Source organism: Acinetobacter sp. YH12120 (assembly GCF_013418795.1).
Lineage (GTDB): Bacteria > Pseudomonadota > Gammaproteobacteria > Pseudomonadales > Moraxellaceae > Acinetobacter > Acinetobacter towneri.
This window is the reverse complement of record NZ_VPBI01000006.1, coordinates 1-22,322: the sequence shown is the minus strand read 5'-3', so window position 1 is coordinate 22,322 and position 22,322 is coordinate 1. Positions and strand designations below refer to the sequence as shown.

The 22,322-nt window shown below is 40.5% G+C and carries 21 protein-coding genes, 1 other RNA gene and 2 pseudogenes; 16 read left to right on the top strand and 8 right to left on the bottom strand.

Annotated elements, in window-relative coordinates; translation table 11 throughout:
• Positions 1–45: 45 nt before the first annotated feature.
• On the bottom strand, positions 46–474 hold the full coding sequence (locus tag FTU58_RS05860) for an HD domain-containing protein (RefSeq protein WP_004976725.1): 429 nt from the start codon (positions 472–474) through the stop codon (positions 46–48).
• Between the two features lie 120 nt (positions 475–594).
• Here FTU58_RS05860 and FTU58_RS05855 point away from each other — a divergent pair, with 120 nt between their 5' ends.
• Complete coding sequence (locus FTU58_RS05855) at positions 595–924, top strand: hypothetical protein (RefSeq protein ID WP_167845971.1); 330 nt, start codon at positions 595–597, stop codon at positions 922–924.
• A 94-nt stretch (positions 925–1,018) separates the two neighbouring features.
• On the opposite strand, the gene glnG is transcribed toward FTU58_RS05855, so the two are convergent.
• Both glnG and glnL read right to left on the bottom strand, forming a co-directional pair.
• A complete protein-coding gene (gene glnG / locus FTU58_RS05850; RefSeq protein ID WP_154320780.1) occupies positions 1,019–2,497 on the bottom strand; it encodes a nitrogen regulation protein NR(I) in 1,479 nt (492 codons plus the stop codon).
• Entirely contained in the window at positions 2,484–3,593 is a 1,110-nt protein-coding gene (glnL, locus tag FTU58_RS05845) for a nitrogen regulation protein NR(II) (protein WP_180062203.1), read from the bottom strand. Before glnL ends, glnG begins: the two co-directional genes overlap by 14 nt.
• Positions 3,594–3,943: 350 nt before the next feature.
• Between glnL and rimO the strand changes: the two genes are divergently transcribed.
• The 12 genes from rimO to lpxA all read left to right on the top strand — a co-directional run bounded on the left by rimO (position 3,944) and on the right by lpxA (position 16,328).
• Positions 3,944–5,287, top strand: coding sequence for a 30S ribosomal protein S12 methylthiotransferase RimO (gene rimO / locus FTU58_RS05840; RefSeq protein ID WP_180062202.1), 1,344 nt, complete (start codon positions 3,944–3,946; stop codon positions 5,285–5,287).
• An 84-nt stretch (positions 5,288–5,371) separates the two neighbouring features.
• On the top strand, positions 5,372–6,100 hold the full coding sequence (gene pyrH, locus FTU58_RS05835) for a UMP kinase (protein ID WP_004976712.1): 729 nt from the start codon (positions 5,372–5,374) through the stop codon (positions 6,098–6,100).
• Between the two features lie 88 nt (positions 6,101–6,188).
• Positions 6,189–6,743 carry a ribosome recycling factor gene (frr, locus tag FTU58_RS05830; protein WP_004976711.1) on the top strand — a complete coding sequence of 185 codons (555 nt, stop codon included), beginning with the start codon at positions 6,189–6,191 and terminating at the stop codon, positions 6,741–6,743.
• Between the two features lie 3 nt (positions 6,744–6,746).
• Entirely contained in the window at positions 6,747–7,499 is a 753-nt protein-coding gene (gene uppS, locus FTU58_RS05825) for a polyprenyl diphosphate synthase (protein WP_004976709.1), read from the top strand.
• A 3-nt stretch (positions 7,500–7,502) separates the two neighbouring features.
• Entirely contained in the window at positions 7,503–8,327 is an 825-nt protein-coding gene (locus FTU58_RS05820) for a CDP-archaeol synthase (RefSeq protein WP_136143951.1), read from the top strand.
• On the top strand, positions 8,328–9,524 hold the full coding sequence (gene ispC, locus FTU58_RS05815) for a 1-deoxy-D-xylulose-5-phosphate reductoisomerase (protein ID WP_180062201.1): 1,197 nt from the start codon (positions 8,328–8,330) through the stop codon (positions 9,522–9,524). It begins immediately after the preceding gene.
• Positions 9,525–9,527: 3 nt separating this feature from the next.
• Positions 9,528–10,883, top strand: a complete 1,356-nt coding sequence (rseP, locus tag FTU58_RS05810) for an RIP metalloprotease RseP (RefSeq protein WP_096901424.1) — start codon at positions 9,528–9,530, stop codon at positions 10,881–10,883.
• 42 nt (positions 10,884–10,925) lie between these two features.
• Positions 10,926–13,436: an outer membrane protein assembly factor BamA gene (gene bamA, locus FTU58_RS05805; protein ID WP_180062200.1), complete on the top strand. Its 2,511-nt coding sequence runs from the start codon at positions 10,926–10,928 to the stop codon at positions 13,434–13,436.
• 41 nt (positions 13,437–13,477) lie between these two features.
• A complete protein-coding gene (locus FTU58_RS05800; RefSeq protein WP_180062199.1) occupies positions 13,478–13,978 on the top strand; it encodes an OmpH family outer membrane protein in 501 nt (166 codons plus the stop codon).
• A 3-nt stretch (positions 13,979–13,981) separates the two neighbouring features.
• The gene (gene lpxD, locus FTU58_RS05795; protein WP_179990295.1) at positions 13,982–15,052 is read left to right on the top strand and encodes a UDP-3-O-(3-hydroxymyristoyl)glucosamine N-acyltransferase; all 1,071 of its coding nucleotides are present in this window, start codon (positions 13,982–13,984) and stop codon (positions 15,050–15,052) included.
• A gap of 2 nt (positions 15,053–15,054) precedes the next feature.
• Positions 15,055–15,543, top strand: a complete 489-nt coding sequence (gene fabZ / locus FTU58_RS05790) for a 3-hydroxyacyl-ACP dehydratase FabZ (RefSeq protein ID WP_004976697.1) — start codon at positions 15,055–15,057, stop codon at positions 15,541–15,543.
• On the top strand, positions 15,540–16,328 hold the full coding sequence (gene lpxA, locus FTU58_RS05785) for an acyl-ACP--UDP-N-acetylglucosamine O-acyltransferase (protein WP_019836491.1): 789 nt from the start codon (positions 15,540–15,542) through the stop codon (positions 16,326–16,328). Before fabZ ends, lpxA begins: the two co-directional genes overlap by 4 nt.
• A 71-nt stretch (positions 16,329–16,399) precedes the next feature.
• On the opposite strand, the pseudogene FTU58_RS05780 reads toward lpxA, so the two are convergent.
• Positions 16,400–17,246 (bottom strand): annotated as a pseudogene (locus FTU58_RS05780) (YbgF trimerization domain-containing protein).
• Positions 17,247–17,587: 341 nt separating this feature from the next.
• Between FTU58_RS05780 and ffs the strand changes: the two are divergent.
• An RNA gene (gene ffs / locus FTU58_RS05775) (signal recognition particle sRNA small type) lies at positions 17,588–17,684 on the top strand.
• A 66-nt stretch (positions 17,685–17,750) separates the two neighbouring features.
• On the opposite strand, the gene FTU58_RS05770 is transcribed toward ffs, so the two are convergent.
• The 4 genes from FTU58_RS05770 to FTU58_RS05755 form a co-directional block, all read right to left on the bottom strand.
• Positions 17,751–18,440: a regulatory protein RecX gene (locus FTU58_RS05770; protein WP_178868169.1), complete on the bottom strand. Its 690-nt coding sequence runs from the start codon at positions 18,438–18,440 to the stop codon at positions 17,751–17,753.
• A gap of 80 nt (positions 18,441–18,520) precedes the next feature.
• Entirely contained in the window at positions 18,521–19,567 is a 1,047-nt protein-coding gene (gene recA / locus FTU58_RS05765) for a recombinase RecA (RefSeq protein WP_004976691.1), read from the bottom strand.
• A gap of 144 nt (positions 19,568–19,711) precedes the next feature.
• Positions 19,712–20,152: an RNA-binding S4 domain-containing protein gene (locus FTU58_RS05760; RefSeq protein WP_004976690.1), complete on the bottom strand. Its 441-nt coding sequence runs from the start codon at positions 20,150–20,152 to the stop codon at positions 19,712–19,714.
• Positions 20,145–20,819 carry an HAD-IA family hydrolase gene (locus FTU58_RS05755; RefSeq protein ID WP_180062198.1) on the bottom strand — a complete coding sequence of 225 codons (675 nt, stop codon included), beginning with the start codon at positions 20,817–20,819 and terminating at the stop codon, positions 20,145–20,147. Before FTU58_RS05755 ends, FTU58_RS05760 begins: the two co-directional genes overlap by 8 nt.
• Before the next feature lie 285 nt (positions 20,820–21,104).
• Here FTU58_RS05755 and FTU58_RS05750 point away from each other — a divergent pair, with 285 nt between their 5' ends.
• Positions 21,105–21,350 carry a hypothetical protein gene (locus tag FTU58_RS05750; protein WP_004976684.1) on the top strand — a complete coding sequence of 82 codons (246 nt, stop codon included), beginning with the start codon at positions 21,105–21,107 and terminating at the stop codon, positions 21,348–21,350.
• 683 nt (positions 21,351–22,033) lie between these two features.
• Positions 22,034–22,322, top strand: a pseudogene (locus FTU58_RS05745) (IS982 family transposase); the annotation flags it as partial.

Here is a 22,322-nt window from a genome sequence, read left to right as displayed (position 1 = left end):
AAATTAAAGTGGCATCGTTGCATGTTGTCAATCTTTAATTGTGCTTTATTGCTGTGCTTTTTGCAGAATCTCTAAAACTTGTCGGTATTCTTCTAAACGGGCTAAATCACGTGCTGTAGGATTGGGAATCCGCGTTAAATTCATGTTGTCTTGCACATCTGCAATTTTTACAGCACAGGCAAGCGGGTTTTGTGCAGTACGCATAGCCGCTTGAACACGAGTTTCATGCGGCAGTTTGGTGAGCGCCTGAATTGCTTGAATAATATGCGTTTGAAATCCTAAATTTTGCAGGTCTTGTGCTGTGGTGTGGGTATCTTCAAGAATGTCGTGCAGTACAGCGACAATTTGCTGATCGGGCTGTTGTAATTGCAACATTACACGTAAGGGATGCAAAATATAAGGCTGACCGCCTTTATCTAGCTGCCCTGTATGTTGTTGTACTGCAAGTGTAATTGCATTTTCTAGAGTTGCCATAAGTATAATTAAAAAAATTTCTATAATTATAAGCCGTGCTTAGCGCAAAATATAGAAATTGCTTGTTATGATGCAAACAGATTTTATGTTTATCTATTTTACTATTGGTGATGCTGCTCTATGCCATATCAACTCATTGAACTGAATACGCCTGCGACTGAAAATTTGCTTTGCCCACATTGCCAACATGCTGTTATTGATTGGGCAGAAGAACAATATATTCAGCCTTGCGAGCATACTTTGTTTGTCGCAATGGATTTGGGTTTTGAATATGCCTCAGATGTATTTGAACAAACCATGCCACGCAGTGTCGATGAAATTCATGCACATGATGATCAGTTGGATATGTGGCAAGAACTGACTTCAAGTCGTTATCCGCAATATTTGATTTATAAAACGGATTTAGGCGTGCAAGGTTTATCTCGCTATGTTGGATTTACCGCGGCTTAATTGCACTTAACTTAGAGAGTCTAAGATATAAAAATAGGGAAATTCAAAAGCTGAATTTCCCTATATTTTGATGGATTAGATATTTTTTCTGCGTTTAGCTCTCCATATCTTCTTCTATTTCATCATCGGCACTGTCCATTCCTAATTCTTTGAGTTTTCGCGTCAAAGTATTACGTCCCCAACCCAATAATTCAGCGGCATGACGTTTACGTCCACGGGTTTGTTGCAGTGCAGCATTAATTAAGGTGCGTTCAAACATTGGAATGGCGATATCCAGAAGTTTCATCTCGCCATTTTTTAACTTTTGTACTGCCCATTGCCCAAGTAATTCATCCCAATGCTGCATAGATACCCGATCTGCCACATGAAGCGCAGAATGTTCGGCTAATTTTTCAATTGGAATTTGCTTGAGTTCGGTTGGTAAATCTTCAGGATAGACCTCACGTCCTGTAATCATCACGGTAAGCCAGCGACAAGTGTTTTCCAATTGGCGCACGTTACCTTGCCACGGCAATTGCTGCATATATTCGACTGTTTCAGGACGCAATATTTTTGGACTCACGCCTAATTCTTTGCCTGCACGTGCCAAAAAGTGCTGTGCCAACATTGGAATATCTTCACTGCGATGCGCCAGTTTAGGAATATGAATCCGAATGACGTTCAGGCGATGATATAAGTCTTCACGGAAGCGTCCATCTTGTACCAGTTTTTCCAAATCCTGATGTGTTGCTGCGACAATCCGTACATCCACTTTGACAGCAATATGTCCACCAACCCGATAAAATTCACCATCTGCCAAGACGCGCAATAAGCGGGTTTGGGTTTCAAAAGGCATATCACCAATTTCATCTAAAAACAAGGTGCCGCCGTTGGCTTGTTCAAAGCGTCCCTGACGTTGTGTATTGGCACCTGTAAATGCACCTTTTTCATGTCCAAAAAGTTCGGTTTCAATCAAATCTTTCGGAATGGCTGCCATATTCAGCGCAATAAATGGTTTGCTGCTACGCGGTGAGTGTCGATGCAGTGCATGCGCCACCAACTCTTTGCCTGTACCTGATTCACCATTAATGAGCACAGTAATGTGTGATTGCGATAAACGACCAATCGCACGAAACACTTCCTGCATGGCAGGCGATTCACCAATAATTTCTGTCGATTGAATTGGCTGCACTGTCGATTTTGCAGATTCTTGCTGTTGTAGTTTGGTGATATGCAAAATTGCACGATTGACTAAAGCAAGTGCTTCATCAATATCAAAAGGCTTGGGTAGGTATTCAAATGCACCTGTTTGATAGCTAGATACTGCCGATTCTAAATCGGAGTGTGCAGTCATAATAATCACAGGCAAGTCGGGATAACTGACTTTGACTTTGCCAAGAAAAGTTAAACCATCAATTCCAGGCATGCGAATGTCGGTCAAAATTACATCGGGTGCATCTTGGTTTAACTCATCTAGTGCAGACTGTGCTTCTTCAAAACTGGTGACTTCAAAACCTTCTTCTCTAAAAGTTTTTTCCAGTACCCAGCGCATTGCACGGTCATCATCAATCACCCAAATTTTATTTCGCGACATGACTCGCCTCCCAAGGTAAATATAAGCTAAATATTGTTTTTCCTGGAATGGATTGGCATTCAATCATTCCGTTATGTTGATGCATAATATTTTGTGCGATGCTCAAACCAAGTCCTGTACCGTTTGCGCGTCCAGTCACCAATGGATAAAACACGGATTCTAAAATGTCTTCAGGTACGCCTGGGCCGTTATCTTCAATATCAACACGTACGGTAGAACGATTCAGCACACCATTAATGGTAACCAAGCGTTGAATACGAGTTCTTAAAATCAATTCAGGTCGATGCTCGGTAAAGAAATCGGGATGTTCGGTCATGGCTTGTACTGCATTGGCGCAAATATTCAGCATGACTTGAATCAATTGATCGCGGTCTGCCATGACTTCAGGTAAAGAAAGGTCATAATCACGGATAATATTTATTTTGTTTTTAGTTTGATTGACGATCAGGCTGCGCACCCGTTCTAAAGGTTCGTGAATATTGACCAGTTCATAGCTTGGTAGTTGGCGTGAGCCGAGCATGGTATCGGCCAAGTTTCTTAAACGATCTACCTCGCTAATAATAATGTCGGTAAATTCATCATATTTCGGGTCATTTAAACTTCGTGCTAACAGTTGTGTCGCACCACGAATTCCTGCAAGCGGGTTTTTAATTTCATGTGCCACACCACGAATCAGCTGACGTGCGACTTGATGCTGTTGAATAAAGTTTTCTTCTTTGGAAATTTTGAGCATCCGATCAATCGGATTCAATTCAATCAGCAAAAGAGGATGATAAGGCTTGCCTGCATTTAACTGTGATACAGTGTAATCGACATGAATATCTTTAAAATTGACATTAATGGTCGCTTCACGGCGGGTGTAGGGTTGACCTGTTTTGATGGTATTCAGGAAAGCCTCTTGCGTATTGAACTCATCATCAGGCATGTGCAGCAAATTTAAAACGGGTTGCCCCGAAGCGCGAATTAAACTGATATCAAACAATGCTTCACAAGACGAGTTTAAATAAAAAATATTCAGGTCACGATCAACCAGTAAAATTGCGGTGCTGAGGTTATCCACCAAAAGACGATAGTCAATGCTCTGGGTCTGATCCATTCGTGAATGCTTCCTGTATGAAATATTGTGCAAGGGCATTGTCATGTGTCAGCCATGTTCCAAATTTGGATCGAATTGAGGCGAATTAAGCAAAATGCACGCCAACTTTTCGTTTTTAGTGCATTTATCACTGAAGAATCGGAAAAATGCGCAGGAACTGGACTGAATTTTCAAGATATAACGGATAACAGAAACACTGTAAATAAAAAATGCATTAAAATGGTGCAATATTTAAATCATTCAGCCTGAATGGTTGTATTTTGGTGCATTATGCAAAGAGTCGGCTATTTCTCTATTTTTATGCAAAGAAAAGTCATACAATACGCGCATTCTAGTGGAGTGCAGATTCTATGAAATCCCCCAAAGTCGGTTTTGTTTCTTTAGGTTGTCCTAAGGCATTGGTAGATTCCGAACGAATTTTAACTCAGTTAAAAACTGAAGGTTATGATGTCGCATCTGATTATGAAGGTGCTGACTTAGTTGTTGTCAATACATGTGGTTTTATTGAATCTGCAGTACAAGAGTCCTTAGACGCGATTGGCGAAGCCATGAATGCCAATGGTCGTGTCATTGTGACAGGTTGCTTGGGTAAAGATGAAGATAAAATTCGTCAAATGCATCCCAACGTATTAAAAGTGACTGGCGCGGCTGCTTATCAGGACGTGATGGAAGCGGTGCATCAATATGTTCCTGAGCCACCAAAACATAATCCATTTATTGATTTGGTACCTGAACAAGGCATTCGTTTGACGCCTAAACATTATGCCTATCTTAAAATTTCAGAAGGCTGTAACCATCGCTGTACTTTCTGCATCATTCCAAGCATGCGTGGCGATTTAGTTTCGCGTCCTGTGGGTTCGGTATTAGAAGAAGCTGCGGCACTGAAACGTGCAGGCGTAAAAGAAGTATTGGTAATTTCTCAAGATACTTCTGCCTACGGCGTAGATACCAAATACAAATTGGACTTTTGGAGCGGTCAGCCTGTTAAAACCAAATTCTATGATATGTGTGAAGCCTTAGGGCAATTGGGTATTTGGGTGCGTTTGCACTATGTCTATCCATATCCGCATGTGGATGCTGTAATTGATTTAATGGCACAAGGCAAAATTTTGCCTTATTTGGATATTCCATTCCAACATGCCAGCCCGAAAGTATTAAAGTTGATGAAGCGACCTGCGCACAGCGAAAACACGTTGGAGCGTTTAAAACTTTGGCGTGAAAAATGCCCTGAGCTGGTGATTCGTTCAACCTTTGTGGTGGGTTTTCCAGGCGAAACAGAAGAAGATTTCCAAATTTTGCTCGACTGGCTAAAAGAAGCGCAATTAGACCGTGTTGGTTGCTTTACTTATTCACCTGTTGAAGGTGCGGCAGCAAACGACTTGCCAGATCATGTGCCAGAAGAAATTAAGCAAGAACGCTATGAGCGTTTTATGCAGGTTCAGCAAGAAATTTCAGCAGCTAAACTGCAAAAACGTATTGGTCAAACCATGACCGTGTTGGTAGATGATTTGGAAGAAGAATTTCCAGTCGCAGTGGCACGTTCTTATGCAGATGCGCCAGAAATTGATGGCAACGTCTTTGTAGAAGATATTGACAAGAGCGTGATTAAAGCAGGTGATTTACTTGAAGTTGAAATTACCGATGCCGATGAATACGACTTATTTGCCAAGCTGATTCAGGTCAAATCTGCATAATGCTTTGCAGATTTGGATTGCTAGCTGTAAGCCATACAAATTGTAAAAAATTAAAGTTTAGAATTTAGAATTGGAGTAATGACAATGTTAGATTCAAAAAAGCCACGTTATGCACGTATCTTGTTGAAACTATCGGGTGAGGCACTTGCGGGTAATAAAGACATGGGGATTGATGCGCAAGTGCTCGATCAAATGTCTTTGGCAATTGCACACTTGGTTGGTTTAGGTGTGCAAGTGGGTATTGTTGTCGGTGGTGGTAACTTATACCGTGGCAGCCAATTACAAAAAGATGGTTTAGTCGGCCGTGTAACAGGCGACCAAATGGGTATGTTGGCAACGGTGATGAACGGTTTAGCCATGCGTGATGCCTTGGTGCGCCGTAACATCAAAACCCGTTTAATGTCTGCATTGCCTATTGGTACAGTGGTTGAGTCTTACTCAAGCCGTGATGCGATTCGTCACCTGACTCAAGGTGAAGTGTGTGTGTTCGTTGCGGGTACAGGCAATCCATTCTTTACCACAGATACAGCAGCATGTTTACGTGGTATCGAAATTGAAGCTAACTTGATCTTAAAAGCGACCAAAGTAGATGGCGTATATAACAAAGATCCAAGCAAATACGAAGATGCGGTGAAATATGACACACTTACATTTGACCAGGTGTTGGATGAAAAATTAGGTGTTATGGATTTAACTGCAATCTGCTTATGCCGCGATCACAATGTGCCGTTGCAAGTTTTTGATATGAATAAAGCAGGTGCATTGCTTTCTGTAGTGATGGGCGAAAAAGAAGGAACTCACGTTACGAACTAATGTACGTGAGCCACAAAGCTCTTTATACTACGGTTTAATTTAACCCTATATTTTGACTCAAATTTTAGAATACAGTAAGGAAGATCTTATGATTAACGATCTTAAAAAAGACAGCGAAGAACGTATGAGCAAGACTTTAGAGTCTTTAGAACATGGTTTTGCCAAAGTACGTACAGGTCGTGCACATCCATCAATTTTAAATGGTGTGATGGTTTCTTACTACGGTTCCGATGTGCCACTTAACCAAGTAGCCAACATTGGTGTAGAAGATTCACGTACCTTATTGGTTCAGCCATTTGAGCGTTCAATGGTGTCTGCAATTGATAAAGCAATTCGTGAGTCAGATTTGGGTCTAAACCCAATCACAGCCGATGCAATTCGTGTACCGCTTGCAGCATTGACTGAAGAAACTCGTCGTGACATGCAAAAAGTTGCGCGTTCTGAAGCAGAAAATGCCAAAGTTGCTATTCGTAACATCCGCCGTGATGTATTGGGCGACATCAAAGCATTATTGAAAGAAAAAGAAATTTCTGAAGATGATGAGCGCCGTGCAGCAGATGACATCCAAAAAATCACAGACAAATACGTTGCAGAAGTAGACAAGCGTCTTGCTGCAAAAGAAGCTGAGTTGATGAAGGTCTAATCAATGACCACATCGGAAGACAGCGCGTCTTTGCCAAAACATGTTGCCATCATTATGGATGGCAACAATCGTTTTGCAAAAAAAAATCAAATGCAAAAAGGGGAAGGACATCGCTCTGGTAAAGATGTACTTGACCCGATTGTTGAACATTGTAGAAAAAAACACATTCAAGCTTTAACCGTTTTTGCTTTTTCGAGTGAAAACTGGAATCGTCCGCAGTTTGAAGTGGATTTACTCATGCAATTGCTGGAAACCACAATTCATGAGCAATTACCACGCATGGAAAAATTCAATATTGCCTTACGTTTTATTGGTGACCGTTCACGTTTGTCGCCGCATTTGCGTGAGTTAATGTTGCATGCCGAACAAAGGACTGCTAATTTCAACAGCATGACACTCACAATTGCCATTAGTTATGGTGGTATGTGGGATATGGCACAAGCTGCAAAACAAATTGCTGCAGATGTTGTGGCGCATAAAATTGATATTGAACAAATAGATACACAACTTTTTGGTCAATATGTCAGTCTGGCAGACCTACCACCTGTCGATCTGTTGATTCGTACAGGTGGCGATTTTAGATTGTCCAACTTTTTACTTTGGCAAGCTGCGTATGCTGAATTGTATTTTACCCAAACCTTGTGGCCTGAATTTAGCATAGAAGAATTTGACGATGCACTGGCAGTATTTGGTGGTCGCGAACGTCGTTTTGGTAAAACTTCTGAGCAAATTCAACAAGAGAAAATTGAGAATTAATACATGTTAGAGCGGATTATTACCGCATTGGTATTGGTTGCTGTGGTGTTGAGTTGTATGTTTGCAACTCAGTCGCACTATCCAATGTTTATGCTGATGATTGTTGCAGCAGGGGTTGCGGGCTATGAGTGGTTCAAACTCATGCCAAGAAAAACTAAATATGTCCTCAAACCTGTGGCTTGGGGCTTTGGTGTATTGACTGCCGCTTTGGCAGCAATGGCACTTTATTTTAGTGATATTGCCTTGTTACTTTGGGCAGCTTCTATTTTGACATGGTTACTCAGTATTTATTGGGTCAAGTCTTATCCAGAATACGATGCATGGTATAACCCAAGCTTAAGTTTTATTGGTTTTATTCTAATTTCTGCTGCGGTCACTGCAATTTTTTCCGTATGGAATAGTTCGCCGTGGTGGTTAATGTACTTGTTCTTGTTGGTTTGGGGTGCAGACTCAGGTGCTTATTTTGTTGGGCGTAAACTGGGCAAGAAAAAACTTGCACCGAATGTCAGTCCAAACAAATCAGTAGAAGGCTTATATGGCGGTGTTTTTACTGCCATGCTAATCGTGATTGTTGTTGAAGTGGTGTATTTAGACCTGACTTTGGCACAACATATTTTATTCCTGATTCTTTCGGTGATTACGGTATTTAGCTCGGTATTGGGCGATTTATTTGAATCCATGATCAAACGCCGTGCAGGTATTAAAGACTCTGGGCGCGTCTTGCCAGGTCATGGTGGTGTGCTAGATCGGATTGATTCTTTGCTTGCAGCAGCTCCAATTTTTGCTGCGGGTATGTATGTTTTAAAACTTATTGGCGTAGATTTATAAATGTCACAAGCTGTTTGTATCTTGGGTGTGACAGGTTCAATTGGACAAAGCACCCTAAAAGTACTGCAACAACATCCAGAGCAGTATTCAGTTTTTGCCGTGACGGCGCACAGCCGAATTCAAGAACTGGTTCAAATATGCAAACAGTACCATCCTAAAATTGTGGTTGTACCTGCGGCAAAAGTTGATGAATTGCAGCAGTTACTTGCACAGCAACATATTTCTGAAATTGAAATTCTAAGCGATGAAGCGGGTCTAATCGCAGTTGCCGAACATCCTGAAGTGGATGTGGTAATGGCAGCCATTGTTGGTGCGGCAGGTTTGTTACCTACACTGGCTGCGGTTAAAGCGGGTAAACGCGTATTATTGGCCAATAAAGAAGCTTTGGTGATGTCGGGTGACATCATGATGCAGGCGGCACGTGAACATGGAGCTTTGTTATTGCCTGTAGATTCTGAACATAACGCGATTTTCCAATGTTTGCCTGAACATTATTTACAGGCTGAGCGGAATGGACAACCTAAGTTAGGTGTATCACAAATTTTACTGACTGCTTCGGGCGGCCCATTTTTAAACCACAGCCTAGAAGAACTGCAACACGTTACTCCTGCACAAGCTTGCAAACATCCAAATTGGTCTATGGGACAAAAAATTTCGGTAGATTCTGCAACCTTAATGAACAAAGGTTTGGAATTAATCGAAGCGTGTCATCTTTTTGCAATTTCAGAACACTTTGTTACAGTGGTGGTGCATCCACAGAGTATTATTCATTCCATGGTTCAATATGTGGATGGTTCAACTTTGGCGCAAATGGGTAATCCTGATATGTGTACGCCAATTGCGCATGCTTTGGCGTGGCCGCAGCGTATCCAAACGCATGTTCCGCCTTTAGATTTGTTTGTCAATCATCAGCTTGATTTTCAAGCACCCGATACCACCCGTTTTCCTGCTTTAAGTCTGGCACGTCAAGCCATGCAAGAAGGTGGTTTAGCACCTGCTATTTTAAACGCAGCAAACGAAATTGCAGTTGCAGCATTCTTGCAGCAAAAAATTCGTTTTACCGAAATCGCGACAGTGGTTGAGCATACCCTGAACCAAATACAAAATTCAGCCGCAGAAAGCATTGAACTGATTTTGCAGGCAGACCAAAATGCCCGTGCTGTTGCACAGCATTTTGTGTTGAATAAAGGAAGCTAAAGCATGAGTGCCTTATTTATTGTGGTTGCAGCGATTCTTTTGCTAGGACCTTTAATTGCAATTCATGAGTTTGGGCACTACTTTGTTGCACGTAAATTAGGTGTCAAAGTTTTGGTGTATTCCATCGGCTTTGGACCAACCATTTTAAAATGGACGTCTAAAAAATCGGGGATTCAATATCAGCTTTCGGCACTGCCTTTGGGTGGCTATGTCAAAATGCTTGATGAACGCGAAGAAAACGTTGCAGAAGCAGACCTACCTTATGCCTTTAATCGTCAGCATCCGTGGAAACGTATTGCGATTGTGGCAGCAGGTCCGTTAATCAACCTGATTTTTGCCATATTATTGTTCTGGCTATTATTTTTACCCTCTCAAGAACAGTTGAATACCCGTGTGGGTAAGGTACTGGCAGATACACCTGCGGCGGCAGCGCAAATGCAAGTAGGTGATAAGATTACCGCCATTGATGGTACGCCTGTGACGACATGGGAAAAGCTGAACTTTGCCTTGGTAGATCGTGTAGGTGAAACAGGCAAGATCCAGGTACAGGCGGAACGCGCAGGTGAAATCAAAACATTTAGCTTACCCATTCAAAATTTCTTAAATGATCAATCCCAATCACCTTTAGATATCTTGGGTTTTACACCGTATCGCCCACAAATTCCTGCAATTGTCAGTAAGTTAAGTGAAGATGGTGCGGCCATTCGTCAAGGTATGCAAGTCGGCGATCAAATTATTGCGATTGATGGTGTCAAAATGAATGACTGGTACGATGTGGTACAAGTTGTTCAAGCATCGCCAGAAAAATTACTGAAAGTAGATGTGCTGCGTAACAATCAAGTACAGCAACTGGAAGTGATGCCGCAAGGCAAACGTGACAATATGGGCAATGTTTCGGGTGTATTGGGTGTGCAAAGTGATCCTGGAAAAATTGTCATTCCAGAAGATTTTAAGCAAACCATTCAATACAGCCCGAGTGAAGCTTTATTTATGGCGGTAGATAAAACAGGTCAGCTGTCTAGCATGATTCTGAATTCTATTGTCAAAATGGTACGTGGTTTAATTGGTTTAGATAACTTATCAGGCCCAATTACTATTGCCAAAGTCGCAGGGCAAAGTGCGGAAATGGGGTGGCAAACTTTTATTTCCTTTATGGCACTTATGAGCGTAAGCTTAGGAATTCTAAATTTATTGCCAATTCCAATGTTGGATGGCGGGCATTTAGTTTATTATTTTATCGAGCTGATTCGTGGAAAACCTGTTTCTGAACAAATACAATTAGTTGGTTTAAAAATTGGTATGGTACTGCTTGGAAGTATGATGCTCCTTGCATTATTTAATGACATTATGCGTTTATAACAACGTAGATACGAAATAAATTTAACACTGGAAAAGACTGGCATGCAGCACACACATTTATTTATGCCCTTGGCACTGGTTAGTGCAATGGCGGCAACACAACAAGTATATGCAGCAGATGAATTTATTGCGCGAGATATAAAAATAGATGGTCTTGTTCGTTTAACGCCAGCCAATGTCTATGGAATGATTCCAGTGAATAGTGGTGATCGTGTCAATGAAGCAGTGTTGGCCAATGCGATTCGTTCACTCTATGCCACAGGTTTGTTTGATGACATTCAGGCCAGTCGTGAAGCCGACACTTTAGTGTTTAAAGTGGTTGAGCGCCCAATCATTTCTAAGGTTGAATTTAAAGGCAATAAACTGATTCCAAAAGAAGCGTTGGAAGATGGTTTAAAGAAAATGGGTGTGGCTGAGGGTGAAGTGCTGAAAAAGTCAGCACTACAAACTTTAGAATCTGAGCTTGAACAGCAGTATATGCAGCAAGGTCGTTATGATGCAGATGTACGCGTCATTACCACAGCACGCCCAAATAACCGTGTAGATTTAACCGTAGAATTTGTTGAAGGCAAAGCCGCCAAAGTGGTAGATATCAACATCATTGGCAATACGGTATTTAAAGATAGCGATATTAAGCAGGCGTTTGCTGTTAAAGAAAGTAGCTGGAGTTCGATTGTTACCCGTAATGACCGTTATGCACGCGAAAAAATGGCAGCAAGCTTGGAAGCATTACGTGCGTTATATCTGAATAAAGGTTATATCAACTTCAATATCACTAACTCTAGCTTGAATTTGAGCGAAGACAAAAAGCATATTTTTGTTGAAGTTTCGGTGGATGAAGGTGAGCAATTCAAGTTTGGCGAAAGCAAGTTCTTGGGCGATGCTTTATACAAACCAGAAGATCTTACGGCACTGAAAATTTATAAAGATGGTGAAACCTATTCACAAGAAAAAGTGAATGCGGTGAAACAATTGTTGCTGCGTAAATATGGCAATGCAGGCTATTACTATGCCGAAGTGAATATTGTTCCGCAAATTGACAAAGAAACTAAACTGGTAGATTTAAACTACTACATCAACCCAGGTCAGCAAGTTACAGTGCGTCGTATTAACTTCGCTGGTAACAGTAAAACCGCCGATGAAGTACTGCGTCGTGAAATGCGTCAAATGGAAGGCGCATTGGCAAGCAATGAAAAAATTGATTTGTCTAAAGTCCGTTTAGAGCGTACAGGTTTCTTTAAAACCGTTGATGTCAAGCCTGTGCGTATTCCAAATGTGCCAGACCAAATTGACTTAAATGTAAATGTAGAAGAACAGCACTCAGGTACAAGTACTTTAGCGGTAGGTTTCTCGCAAAGCGGTGGTGTGACGTTCCAAGCTGGTTTAAGCCAAACCAACTTCTTGGGTACAGGTAACGCAGTTTCGATTGATTTATCACGTTCTGAAACTCAGGATTACTATAACCTGAGTGTGACCGACCCGTACTTCACGATTGATGGTGTGCGTCGTGGTTACAACATGTACTATCGTAAAACCAAACTGGACGATGACTATAACGTAAACAACTATGTGACAGACAGTTTAGGTGGTGGAATTAACTTCGGTTACCCAATTGATGAAAACCAAAGCATTAGTGCAGGTTTAAACATTGATCAGACCGAAGTAACCACAGGTCCTTATGTTTCAACTTATGTCGCAGACTATTTAGAGCGCCATGGGGGTAAAGAAACCAAAAGTGACGAATATTGTCCAGATGATTTAGTCCCTATTAAAGATGCAAATGGTGATGTAGTAGGGTATGAGCCTTGTGCAAATCCAATTCCTTACGGCAAAGAATTTAAAGGTGATTTCCTTACGTATAACCTAAATTTAGGTTGGTCATACAACACTTTAAACCGTCCGATTTTCCCAACCAATGGTATGTCGCATCGTGTTAATGCTGAAATTGCTTTACCCGGTAGTGATGTGGAATTCCAAAAAGTGACCTATGATGCACAGGCTTATATGCCATTAGGTCATGATTTTGTCTTACGTGGCTACGGTAAGTTAGGTTTTGGTAATGACTTACCGTTCTATAAGAACTTCTATGCAGGTGGTTATGGTTCAGTACGTGGTTATGACAACAGCACCTTAGGCCCGAAATATCCAGGTGTTTATTTCTCTGATACAAGTCAAACGGATCGCTCACCTGAAGAAGTTGGTGGTAATGCTCTAGTACAGTTCGGTACAGAATTGGCTCTACCAGTGCCATTTAAAGGAGATTGGACGCGTCAAGTCCGTCCAGTAATTTTTGCAGAAGGCGCACAAGTTTTTGATACTCAGTGTAATGTTTCTGATTCAAATATTTTTGTGAATGGTGCTTCTGTGAATGCCAAGCAATATTGTAAAGACAATTATGGCTTCGACTTCGGTGAAATGCGTTATAGCGTGGGTGTAGGCTTTACTTGGATTACCATGATTGGCCCATTATCACTCAGCTATGCGTATCCGTTGAATGATAAACAAGGCGATGACACTAAAAATATCCAATTCGAAATTGGTCGTACTTTCTAAGTACGACTCAAATTGGATCGTTTAAACACAGGATGTAGCACATGAAAAAAACAATATTGAGTTTGGCATTGTTTGGTTTGTCTAGCATGGCTGCTGTGGCGCATGCTGCAGGCTATGGTGTAGTAAGTTTAGAGCGTGTTGTAGAAAATAGCAGTTATCTCAAACAGCAAAATTTAGCTTTGCAGCAGTCGGTCAAACCACAAACCACTAAGCTTGAACAGCTGACAAAAGAGTTGGAAGCCATGCAGCAGCGAGCGCAGCAGGCTACGAATTTGTCAGATACTGAAAAGCAAAAAATGAATACTCAGTTTCAAGCGAAATTGAAAGAATTTAATGGTTTGCAACAAGTAGTGCAAACTCGTGTTCAGTCAGAATTGCACAAAATTAACGATGGTTTTGAAACTCGTTTAAAGCAAGTTGCTGAACAATTGCGTAAAGAAAATGGTTTAGATGTGGTTTTGAATAAAAACTCAGCACTTGCCTATGACCCGAAGTATGATTTAACTGATAAAATGATCCAAAAGGTCAACGTACTTAAATAATCAATGAGTTCCCAACATTATCGCTTAGAAGAAATTGCTAGTTTAGTTCAAGGTCAATACATTGGACAAGCCGATTTACGTTTGCAAGGTTTGGCAAGCCTTGAGTCTGCTCAGGCGCATCAACTTGCATTCGTGAATGGCGATAAATATTTAGCGCAAGCACGTAGCTCTCAGGCGGGGGCTTTAATTGTGACCGCTTCACTACAAGCCGAGTTAGACAATCATCACAACTTTATTGTGGTCGATAATCCGTATTTAGCTTTTGCAATTTTAACCCATGTATTTGAGCGTAAGCATACGCAACGTGGTATAGAAAGCACAGCCCAAATCCATCCATCAGCCATCATCGCCGATAGTGCTTATATTGGTCATTACGTCGTAATTGGTGAAAATTGTGTGGTGGGTGACAATACGATTGTGCAATCGCACTGTAAAATTGATGACTTTGTCGAAATTGGTCAACAGTGTTTTATTGATTCACACGTGACTTTGACAGGCGCAGCCAAGCTTGGACATCGTGTGCGCATACACGCCAATACTGTAATTGGCAGTGAAGGCTTTGGCTTTGCACCTTATCAAGGCAAATGGCATCGTATTGCACAGTTGGGTTCGGTGATTATTGGCAATGACGTTCGTATTGGCTCGAATTGCAGCGTAGATCGCGGTGCACTAAATGATACAATTTTGGAAGATGGTGTCATTATTGATAACCTTGTGCAAATCGCACATAACGTCAAATTAGGTGCTCATACGGCCATTGCAGCAAAAACTGCCGTGGCTGGAAGTGTGACAATTGGCAAAAACTGTATCATTGGTGGTGGAAGTGCAATTTCAGGGCACTTAAATATTGCTGATAATGTGACTTTGACAGGAATGTCAATGGTCACAAATAATATTTCTGAATCAGGAAAATATTCGTCAGGTATAGGCTTGTTTGAAAATCAAAAGTGGAAACGTACTGTTGTGCGCCTCAGACAATTAGCAGATGTGCCATTGACCCAATTGGTGAAAAGACTTGATGATATGCAATCTCAAATTGAGTCCCTTGAATCAACTTTTAAATTGCGTAAATAATTATGATGACTGAGTCGAATTCTAGCACCTTCACTAAACCTGAATTGCCAATGCACATTCAAACCATTCGTGAATATTTACCCCATCGCTATCCGTTTTTATTGGTAGACCGCATTGTAGAAGTCACTGATAACGGTATCGTGGGTTATAAAAACGTATCTATCAATGAAGAATTCTTGCAAGGACACTTCCCGAATTATCCGATCATGCCGGGTGTTTTAATCGTTGAAGCGATGGCACAAGTGTCGGGTATTTTAGGTTTTATCATGAATAATGAGAAACCGAGCGCAGGTTCTTTGTTCCTTTTTGCAGGCGCAGAAAAAGTTCGATTTAAAAAACAAGTCGTTGCAGGCGATCAACTTGTATTAAAATCTGAATTAGTTATGCAAAAACGAGGCATTTACAAATATAATTGTATCGCCACCGTTGATGGCGTCGTCGCAGCAACCGCGGAAATTATGGTTTCGCATCAGAAAACAGAGCAAGCATGAGCAATAACCCACTCATTCACCCAACCGCTATTATTGACTCATCTGCAGTAATCGCTTCAGATGTCACGATTGGTCCATACTGTATTATTGGCCCAAATGTAACGATTGGTGAGGGTACAAAACTTCATTCGCATGTGGTGATTGGTGGTTACACCCGTATTGGTCAGCACAATGAAATTTTCCAGTTCGCCAGCGTAGGTGAGGTCTGTCAGGACTTAAAATATGCAGGTGAGGAAACTTGGCTAGAAATTGGTGATCACAACAAAATTCGTGAACACTGCAGTTTGCATCGTGGTACGGTGCAAGACAATAGCCTGACCAAAATTGGTAGTCACAACTTACTTATGGTCAATACGCATATCGCACATGACTGTATGGTGGGTGATCACAATATTTTTGCCAATAACGTGGGTGTGGCAGGTCATGTGCATGTTGGGGATTATGTGGTTGTCGGTGGAAACTCTGGTATTCACCAATTCTGTAAAATTGACTCTTATAGCATGATTGGTGGTGCATCGCTTATTCTTAAAGATGTGCCTGCGTATGTCATGGTTTCTGGTAATCCTGCACATGCATTTGCAATGAATGTGGAAGGAATGCGTCGTAAAGGCTGGTCGAAGGATGTGATTCAAGGTCTTCGTGAAGCCTTTAAACTCATTTACAAATCTGGATTAACCACTGAGCAAGCCATTCAGCAAATTCGCAGTGATATTTTGCCAAATGTGGCAGAAGCGCAGCGTTTAATTGATTCTTTAGAACAATCTGAACGTGGTATTGTGCGTTAAGGTTTGAGTTTACCGAATACGGCAAGCTTCAGAATATTAAAAGACATCCTCGGATGTCTTTTTTTATTGGCTTATTTTAAAAATCTTGCTTCTTCAGACTTTGGATATTGGCTCAGAATTTTACTTTTGTATTGCGCTGCTAAAGTAGGTTTGTGATCTACATCTTGCGCTATGCTATATAAGCGATATAAGGCACTTGATGCTTTTGCAGATTGAGGGTACTTGGTTGCCACAATTTCAAAATTCTTTTTGGCTTCGCTGTAATTGGTCGGTTCAATCGCTAAATTAAACTCAGCTAACCAAAAATAAGCATTGCTGATATACACACTGTTTGGGTGGTTTTTAATAAAGTTTTGCATGGGTGCAATGGCTTTTTTAGCACCACCTTGTTTATAGGCATCCAATGCAACAGTATAGGCTGCTTTTTCTAGCTCAATATTGGTATTTAAACCTTGAGCTGTTGGGCTAACATGCGTTGTATTTTGCGCAGATTGCGGGGCATTGCTATTTAACTGGTTGTTGCTGGTGACTGGGTGCAGTATCCTTTTGGTTATCCTCCTCAGCGGTAGGAGTAGATTCAGGGTCTATTTTTTGCTGGAGCAGTTCTAGACGTTGATCTAAATCGGTATAGCGATTTTGCAATTCATGTTTGAGCTGCGCAATTTCATTGTCTTGTTCTTCAATTTTGCCGCGTAACTGGCGGATGTCATTTTCAAGTTGCTGGTTTTTTTGCATCAACTGCCAATTGATATTGGTGGGTACATTGGCAGTTGCCATATTACTCGTTGCAATCGCAGGGCTATTGGCATACCTAGCACTGCTTTGGCTGAGATTGTGGCTTTCAATTGGAATATTGGCAAATATAGGCGTTGAGCACAGTAGGGCAAGAGCACAAAGTGCATGCTTTTTTAGCATAATTGAATATCCATCTTAATCTTGTATAAGTGAGTCCTTGTAAGCGTATTGGACTCAACCTGTTGATTTGGTCATTTTCCACATTTAAAACGTCCACGCGTGGAATTGCAATAAGCTTTTACAAACTTATCATCAATCTCAGCGCAATATGGGTAAATCTAGGATTTAAATCTCGAAATAATTTTATGATGGGTTAGTTAGACTAAATTTTAAATGACGTTATTCTATAAATGTCTTCAATTGTTTTTAAAATAATCAATTGGATAGCATTATAAAAGGAAATACAGAACAACGCTTGCAAGTTTGTTAAAAATCTCTATACTCTGTTTTTGCAATGGTAGCCCTGCTGGTTACTTCGCAATTGTACTCTACGAACCCCGTCAGGACCGGAAGGTAGCAGCGGTAGTGGAACTATGATGTGCCGAAGGCTTGCTGGTAGGGTTGCCACCAGTTTTGAAATAATAATTCTATTTATCTTCTACTTATTTTGATCTTATATCCACTATTTTAAAAATCCTGCTCTTTCCTACGAATTGCTTTCATAATCGCATCCATATCAAAGCCCCGATACTGTAAAAAACGAATTTGTTTGGCTTTAAGTTTTGGCTCGTTTGCGACTTCTGTGCCGAATTTTTTCACTTTCAGTTGATAGGCTTGTTCTGCCCAATCAGTTTCTTTAAGTTCTTCTGAAATTAAACTGCTATCCACTTTTTTGTTTTTAAGAGCCATTTTAATACGATTTGGCCCTTTACCTTGCCGCTTTTGGCTAGCCAGTAACATTTCTGCTAGGCGTTGATCACTCTGATAATTTTCACGTGCCAATTCATTGACTAACTCAATCACTTCATCACGGTTTTCTGCATATAAAGCCAGTTTTTCAATTAAGTCATTTTTAGAATATTCTTTACGCGTTAAGACAGCAAAGGCGTAGCTGCGTAGACGAGAACCTGTTAGTCCTGGGCGTTTGTTTTGCTGTTCGTCTTGGTCTTCATTGTGATTGTGTTCTTGATCATCAATGGCATCTGTATAAGCAGGGTATTGTTTATTAATGTTAGGCGCAGAATTTGAGGCAAAATGCAGGGCAGACGTTGTTTCGGAATATATCTGCTCAGTTCGGCTACATGATTGCTCATCTTCGCCAAATTGTTGTTTTAGCGCAGCGTAATCAATCAGTTTGGGGAATTTGTCTTCAGGCATGGTAATGCTTCCATATACAATAAAACGCTCCGTAGAGCGTTCTATTTAATTCAGTTTGTTGTGTTCATATTAGCGTATGCTTAAACATCAAGTAAGTCGAATTCTTCTTCGTCTTTATCTTCTACAGGTGCTGCTTGACCTGTCGTGAGCAGTTGTTCACGAATAATCGCTTCGATGCCTTTAGCAAGCTCTGGATGTTCTTCAAGGTGGCGAATGGTGTTGTTTTTACCTTGACCAATTTTATCGCCTTGATAAGAATACCAAGCACCTGCTTTTTGCACGATATTTTGTTGAACAGCCAAATCGACCAGCTCGCCCAAATGGTTAACGCCTTTACCGTAAAGAATCTGGAACAATGCTTCTTTAAATGGAGGCGCCATTTTGTTTTTCACAACTTTGACTTTGGTTTCAGAACCAATAATCTCGTCGCCTTCTTTCACCTGACCTACACGGCGAATATCTAAACGAACAGAAGCATAGAACTTCAATGCGTTACCGCCAGTTGTGGTTTCTGGGCTACCAAACATTACACCAATTTTCATACGAATTTGGTTAATGAAGATCACCATACAGTTCGAGCGTTTGGCATTACCTGTGATTTTACGCAAGGCTTGGCTCATTAAGCGTGCTTGTAAGCCCATGTGTGAGTCACCCATTTCGCCTTCAATTTCGGCACGAGGGGTTAAGGCAGCTACGGAGTCGACCACAATCATGTCGATTGCGCCAGAGCGTACCAACATATCGGCAATTTCAAGAGCTTGTTCACCGTTGTCTGGTTGCGATACTAAAAGATTGTCAATATCTACACCAAGTTTACGTGCATATTGAGGATCAAGCGCGTGTTCGGCATCAATAAAGGCACAAGTTCCACCAGCTTTTTGACATTCTGCAATGGCTTGCAAGGTCATAGTCGTTTTACCTGATGATTCAGGGCCGTAAATTTCAATGATACGACCTTTAGGTAAGCCACCAATACCCAATGCAATATCTAGGGTCAATGAGCCTGTAGATACGGCTTCTACCGCTTGCACAGTGTTGTCACCAAGACGCATGACTGTGTTCTTACCAAATTGTTTTTCAATCTGGCTTAACGCAGCGTTTAACGCCTTGCTTTTATTCTCATCCATCTTACAACCTCAATACGATGTCACGAAACAATATACTCAAGTGGATGCATTTACTTAAATCTTTTCCACATGCAATATAGTGACAGAATTTGTCCTGTAGTTCTATTTATATCACGGGCTGTGCGACAGCCTGTGACGCTCTATTTAATCATCATTATATGACCAAAATTGGTCAAATTGCTGATCATTCTCTTGTTTAAATTTGCTGATGTCACGACGGTCTTTTTTACTTGGTCGATGATCAGGTCGTGCTAGATTATGCAACTTTCTTTGGGTCGCAATCAATTCCCTGCGTGCAATACTCACTTCAGTTTCTTCATAAAGTTGCTGAGCGACAGGGGCAGGGCCGCGTACGCCGGATAATGCCTTGACCAATACGGTTTTCTTATCAAAACCTTGTTGAATGGTCAGCTCAGTTCCCACACGAATTTCTTTGGAAACTTTAACGCGCTCGCCATTGTGATGTACTTTGCCGCCTTCAATGGCAGCTTTTGCAATAGAGCGGGTCTTGAAAAAACGTGCAGCCCATAGCCATTTATCAATTCGGATCGTTTCAATGGCTTCGTGGGACGAAGTTTTAGGCATATTTTTGAGTGTCCTCAAATTGTTCTAAGACAGGAATTAAATCTGTTAATTGGTGCAACATAGGGTAATTACAAGTCTGACGCGTAGGTTTTGCTGAGGATGGCTGGGCAATACTATATAAGTGTCCAATCCCAAAGGCTTTAGCACCATTAAGCACCTTTTCGGTGTCATCTATAAAATAGCAATCTTCAGGATTAAATGCATGTTGTTGTTGCAATGTTTGCCAAAATTCAACGCGCTCTTTGGCATAACCAATACTTTCAGAACTAACAATCACTTCAAAATACTTTGCTAAACCTGTATGTGCTAATTTAAAGTCTAAACCTGCACAATCGGCATTGGTGGTGAGCCAAATGTGATAGCCATTATTTTTTAAATATTCCAGTAACTCGATAGCTTGTGGACGCAACGTGACTTGATCTTTATATTCAAGTTGCATCGCAAGCATATCTACACCCACTTTAGCCGTCCAAAAACGTGAGGAATACCACTCTAAGGTGTGGCTATGCGCTTGATAAAAATCGTATAAAATTTCTTTGCTGCGCTCTAAAGAACAGGCGTGTAATTCTGCATAGCGAATAGGCAGTTGTTCATTCCAAATAAAATCATCATAAGCGTGATCTAACAGCGTTCCGTCCATGTCAAACATGATGATATTTTTGTGCATTTAGACATCCTAAACCATAAAGCAATTGCCAAAAGGCAAATAAAACTGGCTCATTTAAACATGCTTGAGGCATAACTCAAAATGCTGTCTGATTATTCGCCAAATTGTGCTAGGCTAAATAAATAAGCACTGTACATGCGTTGCATATAAATTAGGTGAGATGGGGCAGTTGTAAAAAGTAACTGTAGCGTTCACAAAAACAATTTTTTTGACATATTTCTGTATTTGTTTGTCTGTACAAGCATAGAAATTGAATGGTAAATTTTTTAAATTAGGGAGCTAGTAATGGCTGAACAACAGTATTTAGATTTAAAACACTTAGATAAACAACTCGATGAGTTTGAGAAAAAGAAGAAAAAAATTAAGAAAATGCGTATCGGCTATAAATTATTTGCGCATTTAATGGGCGATGAAAAATTCGCCCATCATGTTTCAGAGTCGGCATTAAACCCAGATAAACGTAGTTATCGTAAAGTCAAAATTAAAATCACCTCAGATGAGGGAGAGTTAACTTTTCTAGAAAAGGATTGATTAATTTTTTGATTTAAAATTCTAGTGATTTTGATTATGTATACAAATTTGTGTACCTTTAAATCTGGCCCGATTGATGCAGATCGGGCTTTTTTATACCTTAATTCTATGAATGGTTCAACCTGAATTAGAATCCTTTTATAAGTCGAAATTTGATCATAAATGATCAGTAAAATTAGTATTGAAAGTCCCTTCTTTTACGCCATGTATTGCTCAGGATGAGGAATATTCCGCAAGTGGATGAGGGGATTATTATAAAAAACCTCTCCCTGAGGAGCATGCTCCGCAAGTCTCCTAAAAGGAAAGGGAATTTCCTTTGCAGTGATTCAAAAATGATTTAAGAAAGAATCTTTTTAAATAAAATGCATCAAGTTGTCATAATCTGCACTTAAGCTATTCAGCAAACTCAGTGAAATGTAATAGGTCGTGTTTAGTCTATTTCAGTATAAGTTCTGTGTATAAATGTGGCAAGGTGCGCTCAAATGTTACGCTTTAACTATCAAAAGAGGCATGAATATGACAGAACGATACCTGAGAATATTGACAATTTTTCATGATTAAATAAATTTAAAAGGAATTGTGATGTCTATTTTAACCCGAATTACGGATAAGAAAAGCCCTTGAAAAAAAGGTAGTTAGAGCCATTTAGAAAGTTACGACACAACCCAAAGGCTCTAACTACCATGTACGATTTTACAGAAATTTTTTGTATTGTTGATGATTTTTTCAAAAAATTTGAACCCATCTATTGGCAATTTCTCAAGCAAGAAAACAAACGTCAACGTATCAGACAAGCAACGCTATCTTTATCAGAAATTGTGGCTATCTCCATCTACTATAAAACATCTCAAGTACATAATTTTAAGATGTTTTTTAACTTGCTTTGTCAGTTTGAAAGCAAACTCTTTAAAGACTTGCCTTGTTATAAAAACCTGATTACCCTCATCAATCAGCACCAACTTGCTATTCATG